General features: G+C 43.2%; 10 protein-coding genes. 1 reads left to right on the top strand and 9 read right to left on the bottom strand.

The genetic code is table 11. The features are described 5' to 3' along the window. Positions 1–143 precede the first annotated feature (143 nt). Positions 144–1,070 carry a DUF4382 domain-containing protein gene (locus CELL2_RS04840; protein ID WP_038033177.1) on the top strand — a complete coding sequence of 309 codons (927 nt, stop codon included), beginning with the start codon at positions 144–146 and terminating at the stop codon, positions 1,068–1,070. 80 nt (positions 1,071–1,150) lie between these two features. Here CELL2_RS04840 and CELL2_RS04835 read toward each other — a convergent pair whose 3' ends face one another. The 9 genes from CELL2_RS04835 to CELL2_RS04795 all read right to left on the bottom strand — a co-directional run bounded on the left by CELL2_RS04835 (position 1,151) and on the right by CELL2_RS04795 (position 13,032). Further along, a complete protein-coding gene (locus CELL2_RS04835) occupies positions 1,151–1,330 on the bottom strand; it encodes a hypothetical protein (protein ID WP_012310848.1) in 180 nt (59 codons plus the stop codon). Between the two features lie 203 nt (positions 1,331–1,533). Beyond that, a complete protein-coding gene (locus CELL2_RS04830) occupies positions 1,534–4,566 on the bottom strand; it encodes an alpha-mannosidase (protein WP_038033178.1) in 3,033 nt (1,010 codons plus the stop codon). Between the two features lie 15 nt (positions 4,567–4,581). Continuing rightward, the gene (locus CELL2_RS04825) at positions 4,582–5,472 is read right to left on the bottom strand and encodes a glycosidase (protein ID WP_012310846.1); all 891 of its coding nucleotides are present in this window, start codon (positions 5,470–5,472) and stop codon (positions 4,582–4,584) included. 12 nt (positions 5,473–5,484) lie between these two features. After that, a complete protein-coding gene (locus CELL2_RS04820) occupies positions 5,485–6,306 on the bottom strand; it encodes a carbohydrate ABC transporter permease (protein ID WP_012896065.1) in 822 nt (273 codons plus the stop codon). After that, the gene (locus tag CELL2_RS04815; protein ID WP_012896066.1) at positions 6,303–7,175 is read right to left on the bottom strand and encodes a carbohydrate ABC transporter permease; all 873 of its coding nucleotides are present in this window, start codon (positions 7,173–7,175) and stop codon (positions 6,303–6,305) included. The genes CELL2_RS04820 and CELL2_RS04815 overlap by 4 nt, the downstream gene beginning before the upstream one ends. Then, positions 7,172–9,328, bottom strand: coding sequence for a hypothetical protein (locus CELL2_RS04810; protein WP_038033179.1), 2,157 nt, complete (start codon positions 9,326–9,328; stop codon positions 7,172–7,174). The genes CELL2_RS04815 and CELL2_RS04810 overlap by 4 nt, the downstream gene beginning before the upstream one ends. Before the next feature lie 51 nt (positions 9,329–9,379). Continuing rightward, on the bottom strand, positions 9,380–10,711 hold the full coding sequence (locus CELL2_RS04805) for a hypothetical protein (protein ID WP_012896068.1): 1,332 nt from the start codon (positions 10,709–10,711) through the stop codon (positions 9,380–9,382). Positions 10,712–10,759: 48 nt separating this feature from the next. Next, complete coding sequence (locus tag CELL2_RS04800; protein WP_004082406.1) at positions 10,760–12,016, bottom strand: extracellular solute-binding protein; 1,257 nt, start codon at positions 12,014–12,016, stop codon at positions 10,760–10,762. A gap of 29 nt (positions 12,017–12,045) precedes the next feature. Further along, positions 12,046–13,032, bottom strand: a complete 987-nt coding sequence (locus CELL2_RS04795) for a LacI family DNA-binding transcriptional regulator (protein WP_038033180.1) — start codon at positions 13,030–13,032, stop codon at positions 12,046–12,048. Positions 13,033–13,176 lie beyond the last annotated feature (144 nt).

Below are 13,176 nucleotides of genomic sequence, written 5' to 3'. Positions count from 1 at the left end.
GAAATCAAAAAAGATAATTTATTAGTGGGCAAAAATCTTAGTGTTTAAGATCGAAAACATACAGGCTATTAATAGATAATTTGTTCACATATTTATTATGAAACCATTAATGAGTTAAAATATATTTTGGAGGAGGTGAGAACATGAAATACGTGCTCTGGGCAGTTCTGATTTTGAGTTTGCTGGCTGGATGTGTGCTTTTCACAACCGGAACCAACACCGTAAAAGTTCCTGTGTATCTCACGGACAACCCAACTTTCAACATCGAAAAATTACTGGTGAAAATTTCAAACGCGGAATACCACTATTCATTGGATGGAGAAGAGTACACTGCTACCGCTGCTCTGCTGGAGAATGAGTTCGATCTCCTCTCACTTGCTGGAACTAAAGTTCAGTTCTTCGAGATGGAATTGCCCGAGGGCGCTAATCTCGAGTGGATCAGACTCTACATCGATGCCGCCACTGCTGTTACAAACGGTTCAACAGAGACTGTTAGGGTTTCTTCCAGAAAGATCAAAATCATAAAGCCTGTTATAGTGCAGAACGGCGACTCGATCGTTCTCGACTTCGATGTGGCAAGATCTCTCAAAATCGCAACCACAGGAAATGGTGAATATCTGCTCAGGCCTGTTATAGTTCCCTATCACCATAGGGAAAGGAACGAATACGGTCCTGGTGAGGGAGAAGAACACAGGTACGAAGTGGAAGGAAAATTGAAAGAGACACTTTCAGGAACACCATGCCTTGTAGCGCTCTTTGAAGGAGAAACCTGCCCCGGTACACTCGTGAATCTTGAAATCACAGACGATGATTTTAATTTCGAAGAGCTGAAAAAAGCCACTTACACCGTTTGTGTGTACACCGATTTTGAACTTCCAGAGGAAAATGAAGTCGCTAACACTGATGAAGAATTGGAGATAGACGAAGACGATATGGAAAACGCAAATAATGAGATTTCAACCATACTAGCAGATCTCTCTCCATTCGCATTAGAAACGTTCTATCTCAACGACTCGACGATCACCTACATTTTCGATTCAAATCTGATAGAACTTGCACTCGGTGATTAAAAGTAGGGGAGGGATGCCTGGAAGACTCGAAGAAGGATATCTGGGAAGGCAGATCGTTAAAGATGGCGGGTAAATAATCTTTACACTTCGACTGTTTCTTTCTCTCTTCTCCTCCTTCTGGAGGAGACTTTCTTTTCTTCTTTCACTACCTTTTCAAGGAGTTCTTTTTTGAGTTCGATGGCTTTGAGATTTTCGAGAGCTTTCTTTACCCTCTCTTCGTGGATCTCTCTAACAACTTCCGGCGGCAAGAACATCATCATAGTTTCACCTCCTTTTTGTTGTCATGCCTTTTTATCATTTATTTCTTCTGTCCTGTTATTTTTATAACATAACAGTGATACAAATCAAGAACACATTTTAGAAGAATCGTTTAAGGCTTTATTTATGGGTGTTTACACAGGAAAAATTAGGTTGATCAAAGAGCGGGGTGCCATCCCCGCTCTCGAGTGACAAGTTTGAACCTTCAACCTTCTACAACAAAAGTGTAGATCTTGAACGGATGGTAAACCACTGGGAAGGTGACTTTCTGTTTTTTCTCTTCCAGAACGTTCGTCTGGTAGATTTCACCGTTCCACGGGGTCTTAATGGAAAGTTTTCCTGATGTTCCGAAGATCTCAACAAGCCTCAGAACAATTTTGCCATTCACCCTTCTCAGTGAAGTGAGACGGAAATTCTGGGGAGAGATCTCCAGTAAAGGAGAGGGGAGGTTCAACACCCCGCGATGAACGATGAAAGATCTGTTGAGATCTTCTGATTCTTTTACAACATCTCTCAAGCTGTCCCCAGGGTGCACGTAGACAGAATAGGTGAAACTGTGTTTACCCTCGTCACAGAGAAAATCGGGGAAAATACCCGCTTTTATCAGTGAAAGCGCCATAGTACCCTGATGAACACTGCCACCGTATTTTCCGTCGTTCATAATAGACACACCGAAGTCTGTCTGGGAGAGATCCATCCACCTGTGAAACGGCACCTCGAAACGTGCCTGTTCGAAACTGGTGTTTCTGTGTGTGGGCCTTTCGATGAAACCACCGGAGATATCGAACCTTGCCTTTCTCGACAGAACAGTTGTTGGGAAGTAAGCTCTGAGAAGAGCTCGTCTTGTGTGCCAGTCTACCTTCGTTTCTATATCGAGCCTTCTACTCTTTCTGTAAAGGATGTAATGCTGCGTGATCCTGCTTCCTTCTGATTCATATTCAACACGGATCACTTCTCGAACAGGGCCAGACTCTATTTTTTCTATGTTTTTCGCCCTCAGGGTATATCCTGTCTTTTCCACGTTTTCTGCGATATCCCAGTTGTCCCAGTAGGCAGGGATGTTTTTATGAAGTTTCAAGATGTTTCCCTTCTCTTCGAAAACGTACCTGTCCAGTTCTTTGTCGTAGATTTGAATTGTTCCGTCATCGTTGACGTGCACCCTGAGAAATTCGTTCTCCATGATGTTTGTTTCTCTCAACTCACTTGGAGTTTCCTCAAACGTGGCTTTGCGAAATTTCAGTTCTACTTTCGTGAACGGAGGAATCTCCCTGTCTATGAAGTACACATACCTTCCATCGTGAGTTCTCTGTTTCAAGAGCGCTTCTCCTTCAAAGGAAATCGCGAGATCTTCGTTGAGGAAGAAAAGACACTTCTTTGGAAAAGAGGAAACGTTCAAAAGGGTTAAAACCTCTTCGTCCTCAGAAGAAAAAACTTTGAGAGATTCGATAACGATGTCTTTTGATTTTTCTATCACATGTCTGAGCTCTTTTTCTGTATCTTTATAGACTTCCTTTATAGAAGAACCAGGTAGAATATCGTGAAATTCGTTTCTCAACAGAATCTTCCAGAGTTCGTCTATTTCGTCAGAAAAATCTTTATCCGTGAAAGCAGAAATCAATTCCGCAAGGTAAAGACTGTCTTCCGCTTCTTTGTGAAGTTTCTTTGTCCTGGACTGTGAAGTGTAGGTTCCCCTGTGAAGTTCAAGGTAAAGCTCTCCGTCCCACACAGGAAGTTCTCCGTCGATATCCATTTTTTTGAAGAATTCTTCCACAGTTCCCATCTCAAGGCGCGGCAGTCCAGGAAAATCCTTCAGAACTTCGTAATTTTCCAGCATCTCTTCGGTTGGACCGCCACCGCCATCACCGTGGCCGAACGAAAGAAGGACTCTGTTTGTGAAATCCTTCTGCCTGAAATTCTTCCAGGTTTTGTAGATCGTATCGGGATCTATCTTCCCGTTGTACCCCTCGTTGGGATTTTTGAAACTGAAATAGATCACTTCGGATCCATCTATTCCCCTCCAGCGGCACAGATCGTACGGAAACTCGTTCGTGTCGTTCCAGTTGAGTTTCGTGGTGACGAAGTATTTTATCCCGGCTTCTTTCAGAATTTGGGGAAGCACCCAGGAAAACCCAAACACGTCTGGAAGCCAGCATACCTTGCTCTTTTTTCCGAATTCCCTTTCGAAGAATTTTTGCCCATAGTAGAACTGTCTCACAAGCGACTCTATCGATGGAACGTTGCAGTCCGACTCCACCCACATGCCACCAACGGGTTCCCATCTTCCTTCCTTTACAAGTTTTCTGACTTCCTCGAAAAGTTCTGGTGAATTTTGCTTGAGATCCTCGTACATCTGAGCGGAAGACTGAGTGTAAACGAACTCTGAATAGAGTTTAGAAAGCAACACAGAGTTCGAAAAAGTGCGTAGGATCTTTCTCTTCGTCTCCTCAACTGGCCAGAGCCAGGCGTAGTCTATGTGCGCGTGCCCCACAAGGTGAATCGTTCCAAAACCCGGATGGTCTTTTCTTATTCTATCCAGCTTTTCTTTGAATTTTTCGAACTCTTCCAGAATCTGATTTCTCAACTCTTCAGAAAGCTTCACACCTGTGAACTCTTTGAACTCCGGTGTGTTCCAGGTGTTTTTGATCTCATCTTTTATTCCCGGATCTTCCGGTGCTGTCATCAGATAGGTATCTGTGTCTCTTGGGATCCACACTTTCGAGAGAAACTTCTCGGAGATGTCCAGCAGTTTCTTAGAAAGTGACTCATCTTCTATTACTTCTGCCGTTTTTATGGTGAGTTCGAGAGTTTTCACCACCTTCATCAGTGCTTCATCAACGACGATGAAGAAAGCTTCTGTAAACACCGGTTTTTCCGGTCTTCCAAAAAGACCTCTTGGCATCACCTGAGCTTCTATCGTGTGTGGTTTTCCATCAGCAAGGGGGGTGATGTTCAACATCCTATGATACTCGTTGATCTCACCGTAAGGCTTCCCATCCACAAAAACAAGGGTCTCCCCACCGAACCAGAGTTTCAGGTAGGCCCTCTGCTCTCCAGCGGCAGAGAAAGGCTCTAGCTCTTTCCTGAACCAGACGGGAGCGGAGCTGAAGTCCCATTCGAAGGAAGGATCCACGATTCTCTCAACAGCACCATCGGAGAAAATCCAGCTTTCTATTCTTTCTATTCTCAGAACAGTATACGGAACAATCTCTGAAAGCATTCTCCACAATCGGCCTTTCACAACTTTTTCCTCCTGTTATTCTCTACACCATTTCATAACCTTTTCCACAGGAATTGTTGCAAGAGCAATGCAGTTGTCCGCGGCTCCGTAGTAGACGTAGTAGTAACCGTTGTACTCTATCATCGCATCGCTGAAGACCACGTTTGGTACTCCTCCGAACTTTTCCCAGTCCTCTTCCGGTTCCAGAATGGGTTCCTGTGATCTCTTTATCACCTTCGTGGGATCTTCCAGATCGAGCAGCATGAACCCGAGTCGGTATATGGGTCTGGAAGTACCCGTGTTCTGCACACCATGGTAGAGAACAAGCCAGCCGTACTCAGTCTTTATGGGAGGGGCACCCACTCCGATCTTCAGGTCATCCCACATTCCAGGCCTTGGAGAAGCAATCTTCACAAAGTTGTCCCAGTGCACGAGATCATCGGAAAACGCGAGCCACATGTCAGGCGGTATTCTATGGAACATAACGTACTTTCCATTTATCTTTTCGGGAAATAGAGCCGCGTCTTTGTTGTCCACTTCTGGTATCACAACACCGTACCTCTTCCAGGTGATGAAATTCTTCGTGGAGGCCATAGCGATTCTGACACCACGTGGAGAATAGGCGGTATAAACCATGTAGTACTCGTCTCCTATCCTCGTGATCCTGGGATCTTCCACTCCATAGAGTTCATCATCACTCTTGGGAGCAAAGACGGGTTTTTCAAATTTGTTGAAGTGGATTCCGTCGGTGCTCACAGCGTATCCGATTCTTGAAACCATGTCCTCTCCCTGAGCTCTGTAGAGCAAGTGAAAGAGCTCTCCGTCGTAGACCACAGCCGGGTTGAAAACAAACCTGCTCTCCCAGAGAAAGTACGGAGAAGGTTCCAGAATGGGGTTTGCCGGATGTCTTTCCAGTTTCAGCTCCATGTTCTCCCTCCTCTACTTGAAAGACATAGAAATTCCCTGAAGGAATTGCTTTCTGAAAATCAAAAAGATGAGAACCATTGGAAGAGTTTGTATCACAGACCCTGCCATCAATGGCCCCACATAGGCTGCGTATTCGTGGTTAAAAGTGGCAAGCAAAACGGAGAGAGGCATCTTGTTGTAATCCTTCACCACCATCAGAGGCCAGAGGAAATTGTCCCAGATCCCTATGAACGTGAAAAGACCTACAATAGAGAGTGTGCTTCTGGAGAGAGGTACCATCACCCTAAATATTATCCACAAAGTACTGGCTCCGTCAATTTTAGCGGCTTCTATGTAATCCTGAGGAATCGTTTTGTAGGATTGTGTTAACATAAAAAGGCTCCATGCACTCATCAGAAACGGAATGATCATGGCAGAGTAAGTGTTGTAGAGACCAAGCTTTCTTATGAGAACGAACAACGGGATTATGAACATGAACCCAGGAAAGAGCATCTGGAAAATTATGAAGTTGAAGACAGCGTTGCTTCCCTTGAATCTCAACTTTGAAAGTCCATAGGCAATGATGGAAGAAGTGAAAACCACAGAGAAAGTAACTGTGAGAGTTACAAACAAGCTGTTAAAAAAAGCTCTCAAAAATGGTCTTTCCATTTTCTCTGCCATTGTGAAAATGTACTTGTAGTGCTCCAGAGTGATTCTGGAGGGAAGAAATCGTGTGAATATCTCTTCAGGAGGCTTTATAGACGAAAGAAAAAGCCATACGTACGGGTATATCCAGATCAAGGCAAGAAGAATCATCACCCCATGAAGTATGATCTCACCCAATTTTTTTCTCATACGATGGTCACCTCTTTTTCAATGACTTTTCTGATGAAGATCACAATGGAGAAGTTTATCAATGCTGTCATAATCGCTATTGTCGTCGCATAGCTTGGATTTATTCTCTGAAAGGCGGTGTTGTACATGTATAGCATAAATGTGAGAGTTCTGTTCATCGGTCCTCCACCGGTGATCATGTATGGCTCTGTGAATATACCAAAGGAGAGGTTCACAGCGAGTATCAAAACCGTCACAATTGCCGGGTTTAGTAGAGGAAGTGTGATCTTCCAGAACTTCACCCAGGAAGTTGCACCATCCAGTTCCGCCGCCTCGAATATAGATTTGGGAATAGCCTGAAGTCCTGAGTAGAGAATGAGACCGTAGTACCCGACGAATTTCCAAGTGACCATTATCGCTATAGTCAACATTGCAAGCTGTGGATCTGTGAACCATGGTATCGTGATTCCAAACGCGTTGTAAAGAAATCTGTTTATGGGGCCTGTTTCTGAGAATATTCTCTGGAACATGATTGAGTACGCAACACCTGATGATACATAGGCAACCAAAAAACTCAGAGTCACAAACGTCTTGAAGTACTTCATGCGGTTCAGAGCGATTGCAAACAGAATCGACGCGATGAAAACCATGGGTATGAAATAGGAAAGAAAGTTCATCGTGTTCAGAAAGACCCTCCAGAACATCTTGTCTTCGAAGATCCTGAAGAAATTCTGAAGCCCCACGAATTTAGGAGATCCCACGAATTTCCATCGTGAAAAGGCGAGTATCAGCATCCAGACAAACGGATATCCCCAGAAAATAGCGGTGTATAGAAAATAGATAGAGACGAGACCCCACCCGAGCCTTGCTTCTCTTCTTCTGAGGCTCATCTTTCTCCCTCCGTACCAAACTCAAGGGTAATGGCAAATACATGCACATTTGGAGCGTTGGGTAAGGTTATCTCTTTTATAGGAGTATCAACAGGTATGCTTATCAGGTCAAGACCACATTTTATGTTCTGTTTTTCCCCACTGGCGATATATCTATAATCGAACATCAATTCCTTTGGAAGGATACACCAATCAGTGGCCGTAACTTTGAACATTTTATCATCCACAAAAATTTCAATCTCATAGTCCCCGTGATTTGCAGCCATAAGTAAGTGAAGATTTTTCACATGGATCGCCTCTTCCAACGATATTCTCTGTCCAAAACATCTCACATTATCAAGACCAGAAACCTTAAGAAGAAATGGAGTACTTTCCACAAAGATCAATCCTTCTTCAATCTCATTAGCAGGGAAATAAGCACCTACTATTCCTGCAGGATTATCGAAATTACCTGGTGATACTGGTGTTCCAAATCCATCATTGTTGAATATTTCTTCTAGATTCAAGATAGCGTAATTGCTGATCACTTCTAAAGATACTCTATAAGTCAATTTTTGTTTTTTTGATTCTTCCTCCTGGAAAACCTGACCTTCAACCAAATACAACCTGTTTTCTCGGAGATCAAAGAAAACCGATTTCACTTTTTCACCCTCTCTAAAACTAATTCCATATCTTTCTGGTACGAGTATCAACTGGTCTAAAAAGCCGCTTCCAGATAGAGAAATCCTCAAACTGTTATCCAGCATAATTTCTCCAACGTAGAAAATACCATCACCAGAGAGATTTTTCTCTATCTTTTCACCCATATTCGAATAAACTGCTAAGCTTACATCCGAGAAATTACCACTCGCAAAAACTCTATATTTCCCTGATACTCTCTGACTTTCCCATTTCAGTCTTGCATTTCCTTTAAAGGTGACAGCTGCTCCCCCTCCGAAATCCCCAGTAACAATCTTCACATCGGATATTCCTGGATTCCCGGATTCGGCCTCTAATACAATCAATCCTTTCCTTGATACAATATGGGGATTTTCTATAAGATTCTGATATCGATAAGGCAAACTCATCGCGTGGAGCACAACTCTCAGCGCGCAGATTGTGGACTCTGCACCGGCATTTCTGTTTACGTGTAAATACTCCAGTCCATCATATCCTTCTCCATTTGGACCCAGCATAGGAACACCCAATCTGTTTCCCCCGAAGAGCCATGAAGCGGCAAGGGACGTCAGATAAGCATATTTTTCTTCTCCTGTGATCTCCCAGATTTTTACCAGGGGTGTTACAATGCAATCCAAGGAATAGGAGAGTTCAGGAAAGAGATGAACGTATCTGTCTATGGAGTAAATTAGCCCAGTTGCCAGAAACAAAGGAACCTGTGATTCAAGCATTTTTCCTGCTACCTTCAGATAATTTTCTTCCCCTGTTGCAATGTACGCTTCCACTAAGGCTTCTGCGTAATGATTTCCCCATCCGTTCCATGAAAACCGTTCTTTATAAACTGAGAAGAACGTCCCCACGAAATCCTCTCGAATAAAATCTAAGAGTTTATCAGCAAATTCTTTTATGTCCTCTTTCACATCAAAAACTTTATTGTATTCACACAATCCAAGTATAAAAAGGGCAAGTCGTGAAGATGTCTCCGGCGGAGATTTCTTTACCGCATGATAGATAGCCTGGATGGAACGCAATACTTCCTCATCTTTCGTAAACTGAGCCAGTTTTGATAATCCCCAAAACGCTCTTAGGGTCCACCATGAAGAGGGGATTTTTGCGCTCGTTGGACCATGTTTGTTTATTGTTCCATCTAAGTAAGCGAAGTTGTACAGTAGACCATCAGATGCTTGCATTCGAAGAACAAACCTCGCAGCCTCCTTTGCAAGATCGAGGTATTCCTTCTTTCCGGTTTTTTCGTAAGCTTCACTGTAGAGAAGAACCACCCTCGCCACATCATCAACGCAAAAATCTCCTTCACCCTTTGCTCCAAGAACCTGATATTTGTCTCCGCGTTTTTCGGCATAAACCCAGTAACCTTTCACTTCCTGTCCTTCCAGAAAAAAATTTTGGGACAGAGATTCAAGGTGTGATGGATTAAAAGAGATTGAAAAACCGGCGATCGCTATGAAAAAAGATAAGATGAAAACTTTCTTTATCATTTCCCCACCTCCTGCTTCTTCGGGGAACTAAAAGATGGGGGAAAACCCCCATCAAAATTCTCTGAAGGGTTTCCCCCCAATCTTCAGATTTCTGAAAGATTCACTCTTTTTCTCTAAAAATCGTACGGCGGATTCTACACCTTCAGCCTCATAAATACTGAAGAGTCTGAGATGACGAACAACATCGCCGTATTTGTATCTGTTTGGCATATCTTCCAGTCTCATAGAATAGATTCCCTTTGTGGCGGAATAAACCTCGAACTCACTGGGCATCCACTTAAAAACACCATCCCTGAATTCAAGACTTTCATATATCCAGGTGTCCCCATCGAGCCATTTCCTATAGTCTGAAGGAACAAGTGGATTCTCGGGGAGTATTTCTGCCACGCCTATTCGTGCAATGGGTGAAAAGTTTGTTCTCCAGCGTTCCATGGAAGCGAATATATAAGTTGCCCCCCACCAGAGAGGTTTCATACTATCTTTTGCAGGAAAAACGATGTAGGGTAACTTATCAACCCAGGTCACTGCATTCCTTTCCAACCAATACTCGTAAGGAGTGACGCCTAACTGATCAGCCCAGATCAGTCTTCTGAAAACAGGAAGTATATGTAAAGTGTCTTCAAACAGAATTGCCAAAGGTCTTGTTACCATCGTCTGAAGTTTCATTATATCAGCGTAATTCTCGAATTCAAAAGAATTGTCAACAAGTATATCACCATTGCAGAAAATATGAACCACCAGATTTTGTATCAAACCTCTAAACTTTTCAGAGGCCAGGGTTGTCATTATACCAGCGGCAACAGGACCAGCGCCTATTATTTTCACAGAAACTATTCTGAAAGCACCTGAAGTTTCTTCATAGTGATTGCCAAGATTTCCATCAACATAGAAAGTCGATTCTGGCCAACCACTCACTCTAGCTATGCCTATTTCATCCAAAATAGTACCTTCAATATTTTCGTATCTGATGATCTTCGCAAGACCCCGTTTGTTGACTGTTGCTCCAATTTTTTCAGATTTTATCTCCCAACCAGTTTCTGTCTCAATCACATCAAAAACCTTTTCATATTCAGGTTTACTCACTCTCTCATCTGAAAACACAATTTCTCCTTTTCCTTTTGCAAGAAACACAAGATAATCTTGTGCTGAAATTTTGCCGTTTCCATCAACATCTTCCACTTGATAAGGGATTTCCTTTCCATCAAAGTAAATCCTAATACTATCCCAGACAGGCTCGAAATCTTCTGGTATTAAGTCAAGAAAATGCGAAAATTTCATAACAACAGGTACTTCAACATCCCCAGCTACTACAGGTATCGAAAAATTGGTGCCGAAAAGAACAAAACTAATTAGAAGTAACATTGACACAAAGAAACCTTTCATAATTTCACCCCCAATAAGGAAAAATAAAGGTGAGAGGGAAATCCCCCCTCACCACAGGAGTGCGTTGATTTCTTTAACAGCCTGTTTTAGAGCCTCTTCGGGTGTAGCTTTCAGATACATGAGAGGCTCCATCAGATATGTGGTCATGGCGTTCTGGACGTCTATTGTGTTGGTGATCATCGCAGGCGGTACAGCGTAAGCCACTGCTTCCGCGATCTTTGCAAAATATGGATCCTTCATGTACTCGGCAAACACCGGATTCGTTCCAAGATCTTCTCGCGCAGGCGGCATCCTTGTGAGCTCGATCCAGCGCGCGTCGTTTTGTGCGTTGGAGAAGACCCATTTGATGAATTCAAAGGCTTCCTTCTTGTATTTGCAATGTTCGAACATAACGAGTCCTTTGGTATCCGCGAAGGTGTAGATTGGTTTGTCTTCGGGGTAATTATCTGGAACGGGAGGAGGTGTCATCACTATGTGCGGGTACACCTCAGGATAGTGTTCTTTCGTGTAGTTCAGGTGCCATGGTCCCATGAGCTGACCAAGGATCGTACCGTTTTCGAAAGGATCCTGGCCCAGATCCACAGCGGTCCAGCCGTTCTTGAAGAGTGTGTAGATGAATTCAGCGACGGCTTTTCCGTACTCGTTATTGAAGACGGCTTTACCATTTTCGATGTAGGGTTTTCCACCGCTTGCCGCATAGTAGAACGTGATGAAGTCGAACCATCTGTCCCACCAGTTTCTCCCAGCAACTGCTCTTATAACGTACTTTTCTTTCGGAACAACCCATTTCTTTGCCAGTTCGTAGATCTCAGAGTAAGTTCTTGGAGGTTTGTCGTATCCGAGTTCTTTCAGAAGATCTCCTCTCCACCAGAAGAGCATTGGATTGGAATAGATGGGTATGACGTAGTAATGTCCGTTGAGCTTCCAGCCCTCGAGTATGCCTCTCATTTTCCTTGCGTCCACGAGTTTCCAGAACTCTTCTCCAAACTCCTCATCGAAAGCAACGAGAACGTCCAGTTCTTCTGCAAGCTGGGCAGCAAAGCCACTGAATATGTTGGTACAAATATCTGGTGCGTTCCCAGCTGCAATAGCGTTCAAAATGGCTTCTTCAGAACTTCCAGCAGCTGGGATAACCGACCACTCGATCTGAACATCCGGATGTTCTGCGTTCCACTTTTCAACGAGTTCTTTCCAGAAAGTTTCCTGATTCGGGTTTGGTGCTGTCCAGAACACTATTTTCTTGACCTCGGCGAATGCAAAGACAGAAAGAACAACGAGCATAAAAAGAAGCACTCTTTTCCACATACGTATCCCTCCTTTATGAAAGGTTGGTGTTATTTTGTACTTTTTCTCTTTACAAACTGTGTGAAAACAAGAATACGAACAGGATGCGGATTAATTCCAGTCAGCAATTCATGTAAACGCTTACACGCAAGACAACCCATTTCGTACTTGAAGACCCTCAGTGTCGTCAAAGGAGGATCGAAGTTTTCAGCATCAACAATATCGTCAAATCCTATTACAGAAACATCATCTGGCACTTTGATGTTATGCTCCTTGAGGCGCTTTATCACCCAGAATGCAATGCTGTCGTTGGAAGTGAAAATAGCTTCCGGTATACCATAAGAGTTCAACATGATGTCGATAACTTTTCTGGTTCCCTCTTCCGTGTCATCACATTCATAAAATCGAGGCATCAATCCCGCTTTTTCCATCGCATCTTTGTAACCGTCGTATCTCATCTTGAAGCCGTATGGATGCAGTGGACCGTGAACGTGGACAATCCGCTTAAAACCTTTAGAAATAAGATAATTTGTTGCATAAACCGCACCATCGTATCCGTCACTTATCACACAATCCACACGCTCTCCAGGAATGTAATGGTCCACCAGAACAAAGGGTTTCTTCCTCGATTTGATTTCCTTCAAAGTCTTCTCCGAAAGATCTCCCCCTATGAATATGTAACCATCGGCTCCATTCGACTCAGAAAAATTCTCGAGCATTTTCAGTTCTACATTCATTCCAAGTCTTCCACAATTTTCCTCAATAGCTCTTATTATCACTCCGTAGAACTCTCCCAAAATGCCATTGTTTTGAAGAGGCGACAGTATTCTTTTACTGGCGAACACATAGATATTGAACAGTTTTCCCTTCGAAGCAAGGAGCTTCGCTGAAATCTCTGGTTTGTAACCCAGCTCTTCAATGGCTTTCCAGACTTTGTACCTTGTTTTTTCCGAAACATAACCCGAACCGTTTATCACTCTTGAAACAGTTGCGATGGAAACCCCGGCAAGCTTTGCGACATCTTCTATTGTTGGCACAGTTTGCACCTCCTGTAAGCGCTTACATATCGTTTATACAAAAAATTTCCGTGTTAAATCAAGATCTATTTCAAGCGAATACCTTCAACTATTTCCGATTAAGAAAAATTATTCAGGATTATGACGCAAAATCTCAATTTTAAT

Source organism: Thermotoga sp. Cell2 (genome assembly GCF_000789375.1).
In the GTDB taxonomy this organism is placed as follows: Bacteria; Thermotogota; Thermotogae; order Thermotogales; family Thermotogaceae; genus Thermotoga; species Thermotoga petrophila.
The sequence above is the reverse complement of the archived record's forward strand: the minus strand, read 5'-3'. Positions and strand labels throughout refer to the sequence as shown.